This is a genomic window from Geodermatophilus sp. SYSU D00700, assembly GCF_054050255.1.
The window spans coordinates 1-18,990 of the sequence record NZ_JBJGZA010000060.1; the positions used below are offsets into that span (position 1 = coordinate 1).

Here is an 18,990-nt window from a genome sequence, read left to right on the forward strand (position 1 = left end):
GCCCGACCCCCGCACGCACCAGCCCCCCCCCGCCAACACCCCCCCGCCCCCCCCCGCCCGCCCCACCGGGACCGGCCCCCGTCGGCTCGGTGCAGCTCAGGACTCCAGCGCGGCGTCCAGGGTGATCTCGTCGACGCCCGCGAGGGCCTTGCTCACCGGGCAGCCGACCTTGGCCGCCTGGGCCGCATTCTCGAAGCCGTCGGCGTCGAGGCCGTCGACCTCACCGCGGACGGTCAGCGCGATCCGCGTGATGTGCGGCGCGCCGTCCTTCTGGCCCAGCGTCACGTCGGCGCTGATCTCCAGGGACTGCGGGGTGCCCCCCGCCTTGCCGATCTCGTTGGACAGCGCCATCGCGAAGCAGGCCGAGTGCGCCGCGGCGACGAGCTCCTCCGGGCTGGTCGTGCCGCCGGCGTCGTCGGCCGCGCGCTTGGGGAAGTTGACCTCGAAGGTGCCGACCTTCGAACTGGACAGCTCGACCTGACCCGAGCCCTGCTGGAGGGTGCCGTTCCAGGCGGTGCGTGCGGTACGGGTGGGCATGACGGCCTTCCGGGACGGGGGTGCCGGCGGCTCTGGCCGGCGTCGGACCCAGCGCCCCTACCCCGGCGGACGGCGAGCGACCCGCCGGACCGTCAGCTCCCGCGGGGCGCCTCGGTGACCCGGCTGGTGAGCACGTTGAGCGTCTGCTTGAGGTCGGAGAACTGGTCGGCGTCGAGCCGGAGCGCGCAGATCATGTCCTGCGAGATGGCGTACGCCCGGTCGCGCAGCGCCCGGCCGGCGTCGGTGAGGGCGATGGCCACCGAGCGCTCGTCCTCCACGCGACGGTGACGGGTGACCAGGCCGGCCGCGGTCAGCCGCTTGAGCAGCGGGGACAGCGTGCCGCTGTCGAGAGCCAGCCGCTGGCCGAGCTGGCCGACGGTCTGCTGGTCCTCCTCCCAGAGCAGCATCATGACCAGGTACTGCGGATAGGTGAGGCCGAGTTCCTCGAGCATCGGCCGGTACCGGGCCGTCATCGCTCGCGACGCCGCGTAGAGCGCGAAGCACAGCTGGTCGTCCAGAGCGACGCTCGGGGACGGGAGGCGGTCCCCCACGCTCGTCTGTTCCATGCTCCGAGTGTAGGGACACATAGGTCGCGCGGCATGAGGTTGTGACCGGTCCGCGGCTCTCCGGCACGACGACCCGGACACCGGACTTGAGCGGAACAGACTCAACCTCTCGGCCGTTGCACAGCTCGACACGCCGATCCGCCGGGAGCCGTCCCGGCGACTCCGCCGAGAGGACGATCCGCAGCCACCATGGAGAGCAAGCTGACCACCCGTTCGCAGGAGGCGTTCGCGGCCGCCCAGCGGCTGGCGGTCGACCGCGGGCAGGCCGCCCTCGAGCCCCTGCACCTGCTCGTCGCCCTGCTGCAGCAGACCGACGGCATCGCCGGCCCCCTGCTGTCCGCGGTCGGGGCCGACCCGTCCGAGGTGCGCGCCAAGGCCGAGGCCGCGCTGCGCCGCTTGCCGAGTGTCAGCGGCGCCACCGTCGCGGCTCCCTCGCCCTCGCGCGAGCTGCTGCGGGTGGTCAACGCCGCGGGGGAGCAGGCCAGCGCGCTGGGCGACGAGTACGTCTCCACCGAGCACCTGCTGGTCGGCCTGGCCGGCTCCGAGGGCGAGGCCGGATCGGTGCTCACCAGCGCCGGTGCCACCCGCGACGCGTTGCTGGCGGCGTTCCGGACCGTCCGCGGCAACCGCAAGGTCACCACCGCCGACCCGGAGAGCACGTTCCAGGCGCTGGAGAAGTACGCCGTCGACCTCACCGAGCGCGCGCGGGACGGCAAGATCGACCCGGTCATCGGCCGTGACACCGAGATCCGCCGTGTCGTCCAGGTGCTCTCGCGGCGCACCAAGAACAACCCGGTCCTCATCGGCGAGCCCGGCGTCGGCAAGACCGCGATCGTCGAGGGCCTGGCCCAGCGGATCGTGGCCGGCGACGTCCCGGAGAGCCTCAAGGGCAAGCGGCTGATGGCGCTGGACCTGGCCAGCATGGTCGCCGGCGCCAAGTACCGCGGCGAGTTCGAGGAGCGGCTCAAGGCCGTCCTGCACGAGATCGCCGAGTCCGAGGGCGAGGTCGTCACCTTCATCGACGAGCTGCACACCATCGTCGGCGCCGGGGCCACCGGCGACTCGGCCATGGACGCCGGCAACATGATCAAGCCGATGCTCGCCCGCGGTGAGCTGCGCATGGTCGGCGCCACGACCCTCGACGAGTACCGCGAGCACATCGAGAAGGACCCCGCCCTGGAGCGCCGCTTCCAGCAGGTGTTCGTCGGCGAACCCTCGGTCGAGGACACCATCGGCATCCTGCGCGGCCTCAAGGAGCGCTACGAGGTCCACCACGGTGTGCGCATCACCGACGGCGCGATCGTCGCCGCCGCCACGTTGTCGGACCGGTACGTCACGGCCCGCTTCCTGCCGGACAAGGCCATCGACCTGGTCGACGAGGCCGCCAGCCGGCTGCGCATGGAGATCGACAGCCGGCCGGTCGAGGTCGACGAGGTCGAGCGCGCCGTGCGCCGCATGGAGATCGAGGAGATGGCGCTGGCCAAGGAGGAGGACCCCTCCTCGCAGGACCGGCTGGCCGCCCTCCGGGCCGACCTGGCCGACCGGCGCCAGCAGCTCGACGAGCTGACCGCCCGGTGGCAGCAGGACAAGTCGGCGATCGAGCGGATCCAGCGGATCAAGGAGGAGCTGGAGACGGTCCGCACCGAGGCCGAGCGCGCCGAGCGCGACGGCGCCCTCGCCCGCGCCGCGGAGCTGCGCTACGGCCGGCTGCCGGAGCTGGAGCGCTCGCTGGCCGCGGCCGAGGAGTCGGTGCAGACCGGTGAGTCGATGCTCAAGGAGGAGGTCGGCCCCGACGACATCGCCGAGGTCGTGCAGGCCTGGACCGGCATCCCCGCCGGCCGGCTGCTCGAGGGCGAGACGGCGAAGCTGCTGCGGATGGAGGAGGAGCTCGGCCGGCGGGTCGTCGGTCAGCCCGACGCCGTCCGGGCGGTGTCCGACGCCGTCCGCCGCGCCCGGTCGGGCATCGCCGACCCCGACCGGCCCACCGGGTCCTTCCTCTTCCTCGGTCCCACCGGCGTCGGCAAGACCGAGCTGGCCAAGGCGCTGGCGGAGTTCCTGTTCGACGACGAGCGGGCGATGGTCCGCATCGACATGAGCGAGTACTCCGAGAAGCACTCGGTGGCCCGGCTCGTCGGTGCCCCTCCGGGCTACGTCGGCTACGAGGCCGGCGGCCAGCTCACCGAGGCGGTCCGGCGGCGGCCCTACACCGTCGTGCTGCTCGACGAGGTCGAGAAGGCCCACCCCGACGTCTTCGACGTGCTGCTGCAGGTGCTCGACGACGGCCGGCTCACCGACGGGCAGGGGCGGACGGTCGACTTCCGCAACACCATCCTGATCCTGACGTCGAACCTCGGCTCCCAGGTCATCGCCGACCAGTCGCTGCCCGAGGAGGCGCGGCGCGCGGCGGTCATGGACGTCGTCCGGTCGCACTTCAAGCCGGAGTTCCTCAACCGCCTCGACGACGTCGTGGTGTTCCGGGCGCTGGGCAGCGAGGAGCTGGCCGGGATCGTCGACATCCAGGTGGGCGTGCTCGCCCGCCGGCTGGCTGCGCGCCGGCTGACGCTGACCGTCACCGACGCCGCCCGCGAGTGGCTGGCGCTCAACGGGTTCGACCCCGTCTACGGCGCCCGCCCGCTGCGGCGGCTGGTGCAGTCGGCGATCGGTGACCCGCTGGCCCGGGCGCTGCTGTCCGGCGAGATCCGCGACGGCGACGGCGTCGTCGTCGACTGGGCGGTCGACCTGGCCGGGGCCGAGGCCGACACCGGGCTGACCGTCGCCCGCGCCTGACGACGGACGGAGCCGTGTCACCGGGCCCGCCGTCCTCCCTCCGGGGAGGGCGGCGGGCCTGTCGCGTCCCGGGTGCTGGTCCGGCGTCGGCCGGTCGACCATCATGCCGCGAGCACCGACACAGAGGAGACGCACCGCGATGACCGCAGGACAGGGCCCGGGACCGCAGGGCTGGGAGCCACCCCCGGGCCAGCCGCCGCACGGCCAGACCCCCTACGGCCAGACTCCCTACGGCCAGGCGCCGTACGGGCAGGATCCCTACGGCGGCTACGGCTCGGCACCGGCCGCGCCGGACTCGTGGGGCGCCCCGGCGCCGGTCGAGCGACCCCAGGCGGTCAAGCTGGGCATCGGCGCGTGGCTGACCAGCACCCTGCTGGGCGTCCTCGGCGCGATCGTGACCTTCGCCCAGTTCGACCAGCTCGTCGACCAGGCCCTGATCGACCAGGGGCTCGACCCGGCCGACTACAGCGACCTCGGCGACGCCACCACCGCCGGGGTGGTGACCCTCGGCATCGTCTTCACGCTGGTCTTCGTGGGGCTGCAGCTGCTGTTCATCTGGTTCGCCTGGCAGGGCCGCAACTGGGCCCGGATCGTGCTGTGGGTCCTCGGCGGGCTCGCAGTCCTCTCGGGCCTGGTCGGGCTGGCCGGCGGGGCGGTCGGCACCAGCGGCCTGCTCACCACGCTGTCGCTGATCCAGACCGTGCTCATCGTCGTGGGGATCGTCGCGCTGGCGGCCAGGCCGGCCAACGAGTGGTACCGCTACCGCCGCTGGGCCCGCGCGAGCGGCCGCTGACCTCCGGCGCCGGGCCCGTCCGCTCCCCCGGCCGGGGAGCGGACGGGTCCGGCGACGTGCACACCCGACGGACGGAGGCCGGCGCGTGACCGCAGCGCACGGGCGACCCGTCACCCGATCGTGACCGGCCCGGCTGAACCGCCGGCCGGCTCTCCCCGAACCCCGGGCGTGACCACCACCGAGCGGGCCCCCGCGCCGGCCGCCGGACCGCACGGGGCCCCGGCCCCGGCCGGCCGCGGTCCGCGCCGCCTGCTCGCCGCGCTCGCCGGCCTGCTGGCGGCAGCCGTGGCGCTCGGCGCCGCCGAGCTGGTCGCGGGGCTCGTCGGACCGGGGTCCTCACCCGTCGTCGCGGTCGGCGACACGGTCATCACGCTCGCCCCTGAACCGGTCAAGCGGTTCGCCGTCACGACCTTCGGCGAGCACGACAAGGTCGCGCTCGTCGTCGGCACGCTGGTGGTCGTCGCGCTGTGGGCGCTGCTCGTCGGGCGGGTCTCGCTCCGGTCGCGCCGGGCCGGGGTCGCCGGGATCGCGCTGTTCGGCGTCCTGGGTGCGGTGGCCGCCGTCAGCCGCCCGTCCGGTGGCGGGCTCGACGCCCTGCCCTCGCTGGCGGGCGCCCTCGCCGGTACCGCCGCCCTCCTGCTGCTGGTCGCCCCGTTGAGCGGGTCGGCCGGTGGACGGTCCGCCGACGACGACGTCGTCGAGCGCCTGCGCGGGGCGCTCGCCATGGCCGACCGCAAGGGCGCCGGCATGGACCGCCGCCGCTTCGTCGTCGCCGGTGGCGTCGCGCTCGGGGCGGCCGCGGTCACCGGAGGCGGTGGCCGGCTGCTGCAGCGCCGCTTCGACGTGAGCGACGACCGCGGTGGGCTCAGCCTGCCGGCGCCGTCGTCCCCCGCACCGGAGCTGCCCCGGGGCGCGGATCTCGCCGAGCGGGTCGGGGGCCTCACCCCGCTGTTCACGCCCGTCCGCGACTTCTACCGGGTCGACACCGCGATCACCGTCCCGCAGATCCGCCCGGCCGGCTACCGGCTGACCCTCTCCGGGATGGTCGACGCGCCGCGCAGCTACACCCTGGCCGACCTGTTCGACCGCGACGACGTCATCGAGCGCGACGTCACGCTCACCTGCGTCTCCAACGAGGTCGGCGGCGGGCTGGCCGGCACCGCCCGCTGGACCGGCGTCCCGCTGGGCGCCCTGCTCCGCGAGAACGGCGTCTCCGCCGGCTCCGACCAGCTCGTGTGCCGGTCGTCGGACGGGATGACGATCGGCGCCCCGACCCGTGCGGCCCTCGAGGTGGAGAACGCGATGCTCGCCTTCGGGATGAACGGCGAGCCGCTGCCGGTGGAGCACGGCTTCCCCCTGCGGATGCTCATCCCGGGCCTCTACGGCTACGTCTCGGCGTGCAAGTGGTTGACCTCGATCGAGGCGACGACCTTCGGTGCCTTCGACGCCTACTGGGTGCGGCGCGGCTGGGCGGCCGAGGGTCCGGTCAAGGTCGCCTCGCGGATCGACACCCCGGCCCCGCTGCGGCAGTTCCCCGCCGGCCGGCGGCCGATCGCCGGAGTGGCGTGGGCCCAGACCCGCGGCATCGCCCGGGTCGAGGTGCGGATCGACGACGGCGAGTGGCGGGAGGCCGAGCTGGCCCCGCAGGCCGGCGTCGACGTGTGGCGGCAGTGGGTGCTGCCCCACGACTTCGCCCCCGGCTCCTACCAGCTCACCGTCCGCGCCACCACGGCCGACGGCGAGGTGCAGTCCGCGGACCGCGCCCGGCCCTTCCCGAACGGGGCCAGCGGCCTGCACTCCATCCGGGTGATCGCCAGGTAGCGCTCCCCGCCCCGCCGGCCGCCGCCGGCCGGGCACACCACCCCAGAGCCCGTCTCGGCCGCCCGGCCGCAGACGCCTCTCCCGACCCCTCGACCGGGTCGGGAGGGACCACCGTGGGGGCCACCCGGTCCCCCGACGGACGAGCACGACGACCGAGGAGCATCTGACCCGTGACGAAGAACCGCCTGACCCGCGGCCTCCTGCTGGCCACCGCCTCCGCCCTCGCCGTCACCCTGAGCGCGTGCAGCTCGGACGACGCCGGCGCCACCGACAGCTCCGCCTCCGGCGACAGCCCGGCCGCCGAGGAGAGCAGCCCGTCGGCGGAGGGATCGGGGGCGACGGAGAGCAGCCCGGCGGCCGAGCCCGCCGCGGACGAGCCGTTCGGCGCCGGCTGCTCGTCGGTGCCGGCCGACGGCGAGGGCAGCTTCGCCGGCATGACCGACGACCCGGTCGCCGTCGCCGCCAGCAACAACCCGGTGCTGTCGACGCTGGTGCAGGCGGCCGTCCAGGCGAACCTCGTCGACACGCTGAACACGACTCCGGACGTCACCGTCATCGCCCCGGCCAACCCGGCGTTCGAGGCGGTCCCGGCCGACCAGCTGCAGGCGGTGCTGGCCGACAACGCCGCGCTCACCCAGCTCCTCACCCACCACGTCATCCCGGGCCGGCTCGCGCCCGACCAGCTCGCCGGCACCCACACCACCGTCGCCGGCGACGAGGTGACCATCGAGGGCTCGGGCGAGGCGTTCACCATCGCCCAGACCGTCACCGGCACCCCGGCGTCGGTGGTCTGCGGCGACGTGCAGACGGCCAACGCGACCGTCTACGTCGTCGACCAGGTGCTCGCGCCCACCACCTGAGGCCGCCGTCCGGCCACCGTCCCGGTCGGGCGGCCGCCTCGGCGTCCCCGGCGCCCCGGCGGCCGCCCTCCTAGGGTCGCGACCATGAACCGACCGGCCGCCTCCCCCGACCGCGACCGCCTGCTCGAGCTGATCGTCGACCTCGCCGTCGTCCGCGGACGGGTCACCCTGTCCTCGGGGCAGGAGGCCGACTGGTACATCGACATGCGCCGGCTCACCCTCCACCACGAGGGCGCCCCGCTGGTCGGCCGCGTGATGCGCCAGCTGACCGGCGACCTGCGCTACGACGTCGTCGGGGGGCTCACCCTGGGCGCCGACCCGGTGGCGACGGCGATGCTGCACGCCGCGGCCGACGGGGAGGGGTTCCTCGACGCGTGCGTGGTGCGCAAGTCCGGGAAGGCGCACGGGATGCAGCGCCGGATCGAGGGCCCCGACGTCGCCGGGCGGGCGGTGCTCGTCGTCGAGGACGTCTCCACCACCGGCAGCAGCCCGCTGGCCGCCGTCGAGGCGCTGCAGGAGGCCGGCGCGGAGGTGATCGCCGTCGCGGTCGTCGTCGACCGGGGCGGGCGGGCAGCCGTGGAGGCCGCGGGCCTGGAGTACCGCGCCGCCTACGAGCTCGCCGACCTCGGGCTGGGCTGAACCGGCGTGGGCTGAGCCGGCGTGGGCTGAGCCGGCGTGGGCTGAACCGGCGTGGAACCGGCGTCCTCCCTCACCGCCGGGCGTCCTCCCTCACCGCCCACCGTGGGGGAGGACGCCCGACGATCAGGTCACCTGATCCCGGCACCGGGCGCCGTACCGTGTGAGGGTGACCACACTCGCCACCGCCTGGGTCGACGAGCTCACCGCCGCGCTGGGGGCCGGCGGCGTCCGCACCGACCCCGACGTCACCGCCGCCTACGCCCGCGACCAGGCGATGCTGGCCGAGGCCGGCACGCCCGCCGCCGTCGTCTTCCCCCGCCGCACCGAGGACGTCGCCGCGGTCATGCGGATCGCCTCCCGGCACGGCGTCCCCGTCGTCCCGCGCGGTGCGGGTTCGGGGCTGGCCGGGGCGAGCAACGCCGTCGACGGCGCGATCACGATGGTCATGACCCGCATGGACGCCGTCCTCGAGGTCTCACCGGCCGACCGCCTGGCCGTCGTGCAGCCCGGCGTGGTCAACAAGGCGCTGCGCGACGCCGTCGCCGGGTCCGGGCTGTTCTACCCGCCCGACCCGTCGAGCTACGACTGGTGCACGATCGGCGGCAACCTCTCCACCAACTCCGGCGGCCTGTGCTGCGTCAAGTACGGCGTCACCACCGACTACGTGCTCGGCCTGGAGGTCGTGCTCGCCGACGGGCAGGTGCTGCGCACCGGACGGCGCACGGTGAAGGGCGTGGCCGGCTACGACTTGGCCCGGCTGTTCGTCGGGTCGGAGGGCACCCTCGGCGTCATCACCGAGGCCACGCTGGCGCTGCGCCCGGCGCCGCAGCGGCCGGTGACGCTGGTGGCCACCTTCGCCACCACCGCGCAGACCGGCGAGGTGGTCGAGCGCGTGGTCACCTCCGGGTTGGTGCCCAGCCTGCTCGAGGTCATGGACAACACCTGCATCTGCGCGGTCGACGACCTGCTGCGCGCCGACCTCGACCGCGACGCGCACGCCCTGCTCGTGGCGCAGTCGGACTCCGGGGGAGCGGCCGCGGTCGCCGAGATCGAGGCGCTGGCGGAGGTGTGCCGGGAGGCCGGAGCGCAACTGGTGCACACCACCGACGACCCCGCCGAGGGCGACCTGCTGCTCGCCGCCCGGCGCATGGCGCTGCCCGCGCTCGAGCAGCTGGGCACCACCCTCATCGACGACGTCGCCGTCCCCCGCTCGCGGATCGCGGCCTTCCTCGACGGGTGCGACGGGATCGCCGTGCGGCGCGGGCTGACCATCGGCGTCGTCGGGCACGCCGGCGACGGCAACATGCACCCGACCATCTGCTTCGACCCGGCCGACCCCGACCAGCGCGCGCGGGCCTTCGCCGCCTTCGACGACATCCTCGACCTCGGACTGTCCCTGGGCGGCACGGTGACCGGCGAGCACGGCATCGGCTCGCTCAAGGTCGAGTGGCTCGAGCGGGAGGTCGGCGCGGTCTCCCTCGACGTGCACCGGCGCATCAAGGACGCCCTCGACCCGGCCGGCCTGCTCAACCCCGGCAAGGTGCTGCGCCGCCGCGGCTGAGGAGCCCGCCCGCTGTCGGCGCACCGGACGCGGGCGCGATACTGACCGCCGACCGACGCCCGTTCGACGAGGAGTGCCCGGATGCCCATCGCGACCCCCGAGGTCTACGCCGACATGATCAGCCGGGCGAAGGAGGGCGGCTTCGCCTACCCGGCGATCAACTGCACCTCGTCCGAGACGATCAACGCCGCGCTGCGCGGGTTCGCCGACGCCGGCAGCGACGGGATCATCCAGTTCTCCACCGGCGGCGCCGAGTTCGGCTCGGGCACCCGGGTCAAGGACATGGTCACCGGCGCGGTGGCGCTGGCCGAGTTCGCGCACGTCGTCGCCGAGAAGTACCCGGTCAACGTCGCGCTGCACACCGACCACTGCCCCAAGGACAAGCTCGACGCCTACGTCCGGCCGCTGGTCGCGCTGTCGAAGGACCGGGTCGACGCCGGCCAGGCGCCGCTGTTCCAGTCGCACATGTGGGACGGCTCGGCGATCGACCTCGAGGAGAACCTCCACATCGCCGAGGAGCTCATCGACAAGTGCGCCGCGGCGAAGATCGTCCTCGAGCTGGAGATCGGCGTCGTCGGCGGCGAGGAGGACGGCGTCGCGCACGACATCAACGAGAAGCTCTACACCGCCCCCGGCGACTTCGTGTCCACCGCCAAGGCCCTCGGCCTCGGCGAGCGCGGCGTCTACCTGCTCGCGGCCACCTTCGGCAACGTGCACGGCGTCTACAAGCCCGGCAACGTCAAGCTGCGGCCGGAGATCCTCGAGCAGGGCCAGGAGGTCGTCTCGCAGGAGCTCGGCCTGCCCGAGGGCAGCAAGCCGTTCAACTTCGTCTTCCACGGCGGCTCGGGCTCGCTGCAGTCGGAGATCCGCGAGGCGCTGTCCTACGGCGTGGTGAAGATGAACGTCGACACCGACACCCAGTACGCCTTCACCCGGCCGATCGCCGGGCACGTGTTCAGCAACTACGACGGCGTGCTCAAGATCGACGGCGAGGTGGGCAACAAGAAGGCCTACGACCCGCGGTCCTACATGAAGCTCGCCGAGACGGGCATGGCCGCCCGCGTGGTCACCGCGTGCGAGGACCTGCTGTCGGCCGGCCAGTCCCAGGGCGCCTGACCGTGACGCACTCCCACCAGAACCTGCTCGGCGAGCCGCCGGCCACGCTGCTGCCCGGCGACCCCGACGCCGAGGCCGCACTGGCGGCCGGCACCGACCCCGCCGAGGTGGCCGCCGGTCACCCGCGGGCCAGCGCGGCGTGGGCCGCGCTGGCCGAGGCGGCGCTCGACGGCGGCCGCACCATCGAGGCCTACGCCTACGCCCGCACCGGCTACCACCGCGGCCTCGACGCGCTGCGCAAGAACGGCTGGAGGGGCCACGGCCCGGTGCCGTGGTCGCACGAGCCCAACCGGGGGTTCCTGCGCTGCGTCACGGTGCTGGCCCGGGCGGCCGAGGCGATCGGCGAGGTCGACGAGCAGGAGCGCTGCACCCAGCTGCTGCGCGACTGCGACCCGAGCCTCGCCCCCTGACGCCCCCGCCGCCGCGCTGACCGACGGTCACCGCGGCTCACCCGTCCGGACGGTCCCGGGCGCTCACCAGGCGGAACGCCCGGTCCGGGAGCACACTGCGTCACCACGCGTCCATCGGGGACGCGCACACGTGGAGGTGCTCCGTGGCGACACTGCTCTGGATCCTCGCCGTCGTCCTCGTCATCGCCGGCGTCCTCGCGATCATCCGAGGACAGCTGCTGTGGGGGATCGTGCTCATCGTCGTCGGGCTGCTGGTGGGCCCCGGCGGGGTGAGCGTCTTCGCCTGACCGACCCCGGGCTCGGGGGCCGCGGGGTCAGCGGTCCCCGAGCTCGGGGTGCAGTTCCTGCAGGCGGGCGGTGAGGGCGGTCAGCTCCTCGCCGCCGGCCATCAGCCGGGTGAGGTCGTCGGCGTCGACGTCGGCGTGGGTGAGGTCGCCGGCCACCTGGCCGCGGGCCAGCAGCAGGAAGCGGTCGCCCACGAGGTGCGCGTAGCGCGGGTTGTGCGTCACCAGCACGACGGCCAGCCCCCGCGCCCGGGCGCCGAGCACCGCCTGCCCGACCAGCGTGTGCTGCGCGGTGGTCATCGGCTCGGTGGGCTCGTCGAGCACCAGCGCCCGGGAGCCGTGGTGCACCGCGCGGGCGATGGCGAGGCTCTGCCGGGCGCCGGCCTGCAGCGAGTTGACCGGCTGGTCGGGGTCGATGCCGGTGACCCCGATGCGCTCGAACGCCCGCACGGCGGTCTCGCGCGCGGCGTCGACGTCGAGACGGCGCAGCGGCCACCGCCCGCGGGTCGGCTCGGCGCCCAGGCACAGGTTGCGCCACACCGACAGCAGCGGCGCGACCGCGAGGTCCTGCCACACCGTGGCGATGCCGGCCTCCCGCGCCGCCCGCGGGCTGCCGAAGCGCACCGGGACGCCGTCGAGGAGCAGCTCGCCGTCGTCGTGCCGGCGCAGCCCGGACAGCACCGCCACCAGCGTCGACTTCCCGGAGCCGTTCTCCCCGAGGACGCAGGTGATCCGGCCGCCTTCGAGCGCCACGTCCACCCGGTCGAGCGCGGGCACGCCGCCGTAGCGGACCGACAGCCGGCGCAGCTCCAGGACCGGGGGCGTGGTCACGACCGCGGCGCGGCCCGCAGCCGGCCGCGCACCACCCCTCCGACGACGAGGGCGACGAGCAGCAGCACACCGAGCAGGACCTGCGACCAGCGCGGGTCCCAGCCCGACAGCTCCACCCCGCGCCGGGCGACGGCGTAGACCAGCGCGCCGACCGCCGCGCCGGCCATCGAGCCGTAGCCGCCGGTGAGCAGGCACCCGCCGATCACGGCCACCACCACGAAGTCGATGGCGGTGACCAGCGCCGGGGTCGCCGCGACGCTGGCGACCGGGACGAGGGCGAGCGTGCCCAGCAACCAGCCCGCGCCCGCGGTGAGGAGGTAGAGCACCAGCGTCGTCCGCCGGACCGGGACGCCGAGCTCGCGCGCCGCCCGGCGGGAGCCGCCCATCGCCAGCACGTCGTTGCCGAAGCGGGTGCGCCACAGCAGCCAGCCGGCGAGGGCGGTCACGCCCAGCCACCAGAGGAGCGAGACGGGGAACACCCCGCCGCCGACCTCCACGGTCGACCCGAACAGCGCCGACGCCGAGGACCACCCCGGCGCCTCGTCCAGGCCGGTGATCCGCGGGCCGCCGACGACCAGGGGCAGGGCCGACACCGTCGTCCCCTGCAGCACCAGCGCCGTCGCCAGGGTGACCAGGAAGCTCGGCAGCCCGGTGGCCACCACCAGCCAGCCGTTGACCAGCCCGACGCCGAGCGCCGCGGCCAGCGACGCGGTCAGCGCGGACCAGATGCCCCACTCCATCGGGCCGGCGAGCACCCCGGTGAGGACGGCGCTGCCGACCGTGACCGTGCCGATCGACACGTCGAAGTGCCCGCCGACCAGGAGCAGCCCCACCGTCACCCCGCCGATGCCCAGCAGCGCGGCGGCGTCGAGGACGCCGGCCAGGCCCTCCGGGGTCAGCAGGTCGGGCACGCACAGCCCGAAGACGACGACGACGGCCACGAGGCCGAGCACCGCGGCGATGCTCGGCCGGGCCAGCACGCGCTCGGCCACCGGACGGCGCGGCGGAGCGACGCGGGTGAACGGCAGGCGGTCGACGGTCACCGGGTCACCGGGCAAGGGCGCAGCGGGGCCTCCTCGGGCTGGGGCCTCCCCAGTGTCCACGACGACGCCGCGGAGGGCCGCCCGCAACGGGACCTGCTCGCTAGGGGTGCAGCCGCCAGCGCACCCGGTCGTCGGCGTACCAGGTCCAGCGGGTGACCGGCCGCGGGAAGGGCACGCCGTCGCGGGTGACCAGGGCGGGGTCGCTGGCCAGCTGCAGCGCCCGGCCGGTGCTGCGCCGCGGCGGGCGCATCAGCTGGGGGGAGACGACGACGCGGATCGTGTCGACCGCGCGCCAGTCGGGCCGGACGTCGATGCGCGCCACCATCCCGTCGGCCACCCGCGCGTCGTCGTGGTGGGCCTGCACGCCCAGCCGCGCGGACAGCGGCAGGCGCCCCCTCTCCGCCGGCTCATAGCGCCCGTGCTGCAGCAGCACCCCGCCGTGGTCGTCGCGCACCAGCGACAGCTCCCGTTCCCCGCCGGAGCCGACGCCCAGGTCGCGCGCCAGCCCCCGGGACGCGGGGTCGTCGGCCGGCTCCCACGACACCGGCGCCTCGGCGGTGCGGCCCGCCCGGTGCAGCGCGGCCAGCACCGCCGACAGCGCCGCGACCGGCCCGCGCACCAGCAGCGCGCCGGCCTCGGCCGCGCCGGCGACGGCGGCGCGCTCCGGGGCCTGCCCGGGGCCGAGACCGCGCAGGTCGAACTCGACGAGGGACATGCCGATACCCTGCCACCTGCCAGCCGGTCGACCGCCGGTGACGAGTCCCAGGGAGACGACAGCGAGATGCCGGCAGTCGTGCTGATCGGTGCCCAGTGGGGCGACGAGGGCAAGGGCAAGGCCACCGACCTCCTCGGCGGGCGCGTGCCCTACGTGGTGCGCTACCAGGGCGGCAACAACGCCGGCCACACCGTCATCACCCCCGACGGCGAGCGCTACGCGCTGCACCTGATCCCGTCGGGCATCCTCACGCCCGGCTGCACCCCGGTGATCGGCAACGGCGTCGTCGTCGACCCGCAGGTGCTCATCGGCGAGCTGGCCGGGCTCGAGCAGCGCGGCGTCAACACCTCGCGGCTGGTCATCTCGGCCGACGCGCACCTGATCATGCCGCACCACCGGGCGCTGGACCGGGTCACCGAGCGGTTCCTCGGCAAGCGCAAGATCGGCACCACCGGCCGCGGCATCGGCCCGGCCTACGGCGACAAGGTGGCCCGCACCGGCATCCGGGTGGCCGACCTGCTCGACCTGTCGATCCTGCGACAGAAGCTCGAGGGCACCCTGGTCGAGAAGAACCAGGTGCTGGTCAAGGTCTACAACCGCAAGGCCATCGACGTCGACGAGGTGGTCGAGGAGTACGCCGGCTACGCCGAGCAGCTGCGCGAGCGCATCGCCGACACCCGGCTGATGCTGGCCGACGCCCTCGACGCCGGGCAGTGGGTGCTGCTGGAGGGCTCGCAGGGCACGCTGCTCGACGTCGACCACGGCACATATCCGTTCGTCACGTCGTCGAACCCGACTGCAGGCGGGGCGGCCACCGGCAGCGGGATCGGCCCCACCCGCATCTCCCGGGTGGTCGGCATCCTCAAGGCCTACACGACGCGGGTGGGCTCGGGCCCGTTCCCGACCGAGCTGTTCGACGCCAACGGCGACCACCTGCGCACGGTCGGCGGCGAGGTGGGCGTCACCACCGGCCGCGACCGCCGCTGCGGCTGGTTCGACGCCGTCGTCGCCCGGTACGCCAGCCGGGTCAACGGCATCACCGACTACTTCCTCACCAAGCTCGACGTGCTCTCGGGGCTGCCGACGGTGCCCATCTGCGTCGCCTACGACGTCGACGGCGTCCGGCACGAGGAGATGCCGATGACCCAGACCGGCTTCCACCACGCGCAGCCGGTCTACGAGGAGATGCCGGGCTGGACCGAGGACCTCCGGCACTGCCGCACCTTCGACGAGCTGCCGGCCAATGCGCAGACCTACGTGCGCCGGCTCGAGGAGCTCTCCGGCGCGCGGATCAGCGTCATCGGCGTGGGGCCCGGCCGCGACGAGAACGTCGTCGTCCACGACCTGCTCGACTGAGCCGCCACGATCAGGTGACCTGATCGTCGGGCGTCCTACCCGACGTCCCACCGTGAGGGAGGACGCCGCACGGCGAGGGAGGACGCCGCACGATCAGGTGACCTGATCATCGGCGAGCCGCCTGACGTCCCGCTACGCGGCGGGGACGGCGGACCGCTCGAGCTCGGCGCGGGCGGCGACGACGACGTCGGGGTTGTCGGTGATGACGCCGTCGACACCGAGCGCCAGCAGCAGGCGGGCGGCCGACAGCGCGTCGCCCGCGGCGGCGGGGTCCTCGCCGCTGCGCAGCTGGCGGGGGAGGAAGGCGTTCTCCGCGGCCAGCGTCCACGGCACCACCCGCAGCCCGGCCGAGTGCGCCCGGCCCACCAGGTCGGAGACGCCGGTCAGCGACCCCTGCTCGTCACGCAGCAGCAGCCGGTCGATGCACGGCGCGATGCCCTGGGCGTAGGTGGAGACCGCCCGCAGGCCGGCGTTGGTGACCAGGTGGTCGTCGCAGGCGGCGTCGTCGACCAGCTGGAACATCGTCGGGCCGTCGTCGCCGAGGTCGGCCCGCAGCCGCCGCAGCGCGCCGGCGTCGAAGGACTGCAGGACCACCGGCCCGTCCGGGGAGGCGGCGTCCAGGCGGCGCAGCTCGGCGGCGACCAGCTCGGCCATCGGCTGGCCGTGCTCGGCCGACCAGGTGGGCTTCTTCAGCTCGGCGAGCACGCGCACCTGCCGCTGCGGGGTGGACCGGCGGCGGACCAGCTCGACGATCTCCTCGAGCGTCACGATGCCGAACCGGCCGTCGTAGGCGGTGTTGAGCGGGCGCAGGTCCGGCCGCCGCTCGACGGCGCGCAGGGTGCGCAGCTCCTCCAGCGTGAAGTCCTCGGCGAACCAGCCGGTGCGCCGCTTGCGGCCGACCCGCCGGGTGGTGCGGCGGTCGGCGAACTCCGGCCGGGTGGCGACGTCGGTGGTGCGCGAGAGCTCGTTCTCGTGCCGCGCGACCAGCGCGCCGTCCCTCGAGACGACGATGTCGGGCTCGATGTAGTCGGCGCCCATGTCGATGGCCAGCTCGTAGCTGGCGAGGGTGTGCTCCGGGCGGTACGCACAGGCACCGCGGTGTCCCACGACGACGGGACGGGGGGACCGGGCCGCTGCGGGAGTCGCGAGCGACTCGGTCGCGTGCATGCCATCCACAACACCGGATCGAGGTGTCGGGATGGCGAACACCGGCTGGCGAGTCGCTGAGAAATCGGAAGACGCCGCGCTGACCTGCGCGGGACCATCCGCTGCGTGACGCATCTCTCAGGGATCGGCTGGTCCCCCGCGCTCCTCGAGCACCTCCCCGAGGGGACCTCCCCCGGTCGGGTGAGCCGGGTCGACCGGGGCCGGCTCTCCGTCCTGACCGCCGACGGCGAGCGGCGGGTGCACCTCGCCGCCGCGCTGCACGACCCCGACGGCGTCGCCTCGCCGGCGGTGGGCGACTGGGTGGCGCTGCGCGGCGAGCTCGCCGTCGCCGTGCTGCCGCGCCGGTCGGCGTTCACCCGCACCGTCGCGGGCCGCACGTCCGCGGCGCAGGTCGTGGCCGCCAACCTCGACCTGGTGCTCGTGGTCGACGCGCTGGCCGGGCCGACCCGCGCGCGGCGGGTTGAGCGCTACCTCGCCGTCGCGTGGGGGAGCGGCGCGACGCCGGTCGTCGTCCTCACCAAGGCCGACCTGTGCGACGACGTCCCGGCCGCGGTGGCCGCGGTGGCCGAGGACGCCGTCGGGGTCGAGGTGCTCGCCGTCAGCGCGCACACCGGCGAGGGACTCGACGCGGTGCGCGCGCTGCTCGCCGGGGGACGGACGGCGGCCATGGTCGGCCCGTCGGGGGTCGGGAAGTCCTCGCTGGCCAACGCGCTGGCCGGCCGCGAGGTGGCACCGACGCAGGACGTGCGGGAGGCCGACGGCCGCGGCCGGCACACCACCACCTCCCGCGAGCTGCACCTGCTGCCCGGCGGCGGGCTGCTCGTCGACACCCCCGGCATGCGGGAGCTGGGCCTCTACGACGACGAGGGCGTCGACACCGCCTACGCCGACGTCGCCGAGCTGGCGCTGCACTGCCGGTTCCGCGACTGCGCGCACCGCACCGAGCCCGGCTGCGCGGTCGCGGCGGCCATCGACGGCGGCCGGCTCGACCCCGCCCGGCTGCTCGGCTGGCGCAAGCTCCAAGCGGAGGCCCGCCGTCAGGAGCTGCGGGCCGACGCCCGCGCCCGGGCCGCCGAGCACGCCCGCGTCAAGGCACTGCACCGCGCGTACCGCGCGCAGCCGAACCGGGTGCGATGACCCCGCCTGGGTAGGGTCGCCGTCCGTGCGCGTGCTCGTCGTCGGCTCCGGAGCCCGGGAGCACGCCCTGTGCGTCGCTCTGTCGTCCGATCCCGCGGTCACCGCGCTGGCCTGCGCGCCGGGCAACGCCGGCACCGCGCGCATCGCCGAGCCGGCGCCCCTCGACGTCGCCGACCCCGTCGCGGTCGCGGCGCTGGCCACCGGGTGGGGCGCCGACCTCGTCGTCGTCGGTCCCGAGGTGCCGCTGGTGGCCGGTGCCGCCGACGCCGTCCGCGAGGCGGGGATCGCCTGCTTCGGCCCGTCGGCGCAGGCCGCGCAGATCGAGGGCAGCAAGTCCTTCGCCAAGCACGTCATGGCCGCCGCCGGCGTGCCGACCGCCCGGGCGTGGCCGGTGGGCGGGCCGGCCGAGCTGGAGACCGCGCTGGACGAGGCCGGCCCGCCGTACGTGGTGAAGGACGACGGGCTGGCCGCCGGCAAGGGCGTCGTCGTCACCGCCGACCGCGACGCCGCCGTCGCCCACGGGCGCCGCGTGCTGGACGCCGGGGGTGCGGTGCTGGTCGAGGAGTACCTCGACGGCCCGGAGGTGTCGCTGTTCGCGGTGACCGACGGGACGACCGTCGTGCCGCTCGTCCCGGCCCAGGACCACAAGCGCCGCGACGACGGCGACGCCGGCCCCAACACCGGCGGGATGGGCGCCTACGCACCGCTGCCCTGGGCGCCGGCCGGGCTGGTCGACGAGGTGCTGGCCACCGTGCTGCAGCCGACGGTCGACGAGATGCGCCGCCGGGGCGAGCCGTTCCGCGGCCTGCTCTACGCCGGGCTGGCGCTGACCTCCCGCGGCGTGCGGGTGGTCGAGTTCAACGCCCGCTTCGGCGACCCCGAGACCCAGGTCGTGCTGCCGCTGCTGGAGACGCCGCTGGGCGGGCTGCTGCACGCCGCGGCCACCGGCACGCTCGCCGACCACCCGCCGCTGCGCTGGCGTCCCGGTGCCGCGGTCACCGTCGTCGTCGCCGCGCCCGGCTACCCGGAGGCGCCGCGTACCGGCGACCCGGTCACCGGCGCCGACGGCGAGGGCGTGCTGCACGCCGGCACCGCCGTGGACGCCGGGGGGACGGTCCGCTCGGCCGGCGGGCGGGTGCTCGCGGTGACCGCGACCGGACCCGACCTGGCCGCCGCCCGGCAGAGCGCCTACGAGCGCGTGGCCGCCGTCCGCCTGGCCGGCGCGCACTGGCGCACCGACATCGCGCTGGCTGCCGTCGAGGGCCGGATCACCCTCCCGTAGCCGCCGGGCGTCCTCCCGTACCGCAGGTCGTCCTCCCTCACCGTGCGGCGTCCTCCCGCACCGCCCACCGTGCGGGAGGACGCCC

General features: G+C 75.2%; 18 protein-coding genes. 12 read left to right on the plus strand and 6 right to left on the minus strand.

Annotation, left to right across the window (positions count from 1 at the left end; all coding sequences use genetic code 11):
* Window positions 1-96 precede the first annotated feature (96 nt).
* Both ACI79V_RS23570 and ACI79V_RS23575 read right to left on the minus strand, forming a co-directional pair.
* Entirely contained in the window at window positions 97-537 is a 441-nt protein-coding gene (locus ACI79V_RS23570) for an OsmC family peroxiredoxin (protein ID WP_456893249.1), read from the minus strand.
* A 92-nt stretch (window positions 538-629) separates the two neighbouring features.
* Window positions 630-1,103: a MarR family winged helix-turn-helix transcriptional regulator gene (locus ACI79V_RS23575; RefSeq protein ID WP_456893251.1), complete on the minus strand. Its 474-nt coding sequence runs from the start codon at window positions 1,101-1,103 to the stop codon at window positions 630-632.
* A 189-nt stretch (window positions 1,104-1,292) separates the two neighbouring features.
* Between ACI79V_RS23575 and clpB the strand changes: the two genes are divergently transcribed.
* The 9 genes from clpB (at window position 1,293) to ACI79V_RS23620 (ending at window position 11,377) form a co-directional block, all read left to right on the plus strand.
* Window positions 1,293-3,890, plus strand: coding sequence for an ATP-dependent chaperone ClpB (gene clpB / locus ACI79V_RS23580; RefSeq protein ID WP_456893253.1), 2,598 nt, complete (start codon window positions 1,293-1,295; stop codon window positions 3,888-3,890).
* Window positions 3,891-4,029: 139 nt separating this feature from the next.
* On the plus strand, window positions 4,030-4,683 hold the full coding sequence (locus tag ACI79V_RS23585) for a hypothetical protein (protein ID WP_456893255.1): 654 nt from the start codon (window positions 4,030-4,032) through the stop codon (window positions 4,681-4,683).
* 168 nt (window positions 4,684-4,851) lie between these two features.
* Window positions 4,852-6,504: a molybdopterin-dependent oxidoreductase gene (locus ACI79V_RS23590; RefSeq protein WP_456893257.1), complete on the plus strand. Its 1,653-nt coding sequence runs from the start codon at window positions 4,852-4,854 to the stop codon at window positions 6,502-6,504.
* 170 nt (window positions 6,505-6,674) lie between these two features.
* Window positions 6,675-7,364 (plus strand): fasciclin domain-containing protein, encoded by a 690-nt coding sequence (locus ACI79V_RS23595; protein WP_456893259.1) that lies wholly within the window; start codon window positions 6,675-6,677, stop codon window positions 7,362-7,364.
* Between the two features lie 84 nt (window positions 7,365-7,448).
* A complete protein-coding gene (pyrE, locus tag ACI79V_RS23600) occupies window positions 7,449-8,003 on the plus strand; it encodes an orotate phosphoribosyltransferase (RefSeq protein WP_456893261.1) in 555 nt (184 codons plus the stop codon).
* Window positions 8,004-8,169: 166 nt separating this feature from the next.
* A complete protein-coding gene (locus ACI79V_RS23605; RefSeq protein WP_456893263.1) occupies window positions 8,170-9,564 on the plus strand; it encodes an FAD-binding oxidoreductase in 1,395 nt (464 codons plus the stop codon).
* 81 nt (window positions 9,565-9,645) lie between these two features.
* Window positions 9,646-10,680, plus strand: coding sequence for a class II fructose-bisphosphate aldolase (gene fbaA, locus ACI79V_RS23610; RefSeq protein WP_456893265.1), 1,035 nt, complete (start codon window positions 9,646-9,648; stop codon window positions 10,678-10,680).
* 2 nt (window positions 10,681-10,682) lie between these two features.
* Window positions 10,683-11,090, plus strand: coding sequence for a DUF3151 domain-containing protein (locus tag ACI79V_RS23615; protein WP_456893267.1), 408 nt, complete (start codon window positions 10,683-10,685; stop codon window positions 11,088-11,090).
* Between the two features lie 143 nt (window positions 11,091-11,233).
* On the plus strand, window positions 11,234-11,377 hold the full coding sequence (locus ACI79V_RS23620) for a GPGG-motif small membrane protein (protein ID WP_456877858.1): 144 nt from the start codon (window positions 11,234-11,236) through the stop codon (window positions 11,375-11,377).
* A 27-nt stretch (window positions 11,378-11,404) separates the two neighbouring features.
* Here the strand turns inward: ACI79V_RS23620 and ACI79V_RS23625 are convergent, their stop codons facing one another.
* From ACI79V_RS23625 to ACI79V_RS23635, 3 genes are all read right to left on the minus strand, one after another.
* Complete coding sequence (locus tag ACI79V_RS23625) at window positions 11,405-12,205, minus strand: ATP-binding cassette domain-containing protein (protein ID WP_456893269.1); 801 nt, start codon at window positions 12,203-12,205, stop codon at window positions 11,405-11,407.
* A complete protein-coding gene (locus ACI79V_RS23630; protein WP_456893271.1) occupies window positions 12,202-13,248 on the minus strand; it encodes an ABC transporter permease in 1,047 nt (348 codons plus the stop codon). The genes ACI79V_RS23625 and ACI79V_RS23630 overlap by 4 nt, the downstream gene beginning before the upstream one ends.
* 100 nt (window positions 13,249-13,348) lie before the next feature.
* A complete protein-coding gene (locus tag ACI79V_RS23635; RefSeq protein WP_456893273.1) occupies window positions 13,349-13,963 on the minus strand; it encodes a hypothetical protein in 615 nt (204 codons plus the stop codon).
* Between the two features lie 66 nt (window positions 13,964-14,029).
* Between ACI79V_RS23635 and ACI79V_RS23640 the strand changes: the two genes are divergently transcribed.
* Complete coding sequence (locus ACI79V_RS23640; RefSeq protein WP_456893275.1) at window positions 14,030-15,319, plus strand: adenylosuccinate synthase; 1,290 nt, start codon at window positions 14,030-14,032, stop codon at window positions 15,317-15,319.
* A gap of 132 nt (window positions 15,320-15,451) precedes the next feature.
* On the opposite strand, the gene ACI79V_RS23645 is transcribed toward ACI79V_RS23640, so the two are convergent.
* On the minus strand, window positions 15,452-16,486 hold the full coding sequence (locus ACI79V_RS23645; protein ID WP_456893277.1) for a glycerophosphodiester phosphodiesterase family protein: 1,035 nt from the start codon (window positions 16,484-16,486) through the stop codon (window positions 15,452-15,454).
* Window positions 16,487-16,591: 105 nt separating this feature from the next.
* Between ACI79V_RS23645 and rsgA the strand changes: the two genes are divergently transcribed.
* Both rsgA and purD read left to right on the plus strand, forming a co-directional pair.
* A complete protein-coding gene (rsgA, locus tag ACI79V_RS23650) occupies window positions 16,592-17,623 on the plus strand; it encodes a ribosome small subunit-dependent GTPase A (protein WP_456893279.1) in 1,032 nt (343 codons plus the stop codon).
* A gap of 25 nt (window positions 17,624-17,648) precedes the next feature.
* Window positions 17,649-18,905, plus strand: coding sequence for a phosphoribosylamine--glycine ligase (gene purD, locus ACI79V_RS23655; RefSeq protein WP_456893281.1), 1,257 nt, complete (start codon window positions 17,649-17,651; stop codon window positions 18,903-18,905).
* The last annotated feature ends 85 nt before the right edge of the window (window positions 18,906-18,990 follow it).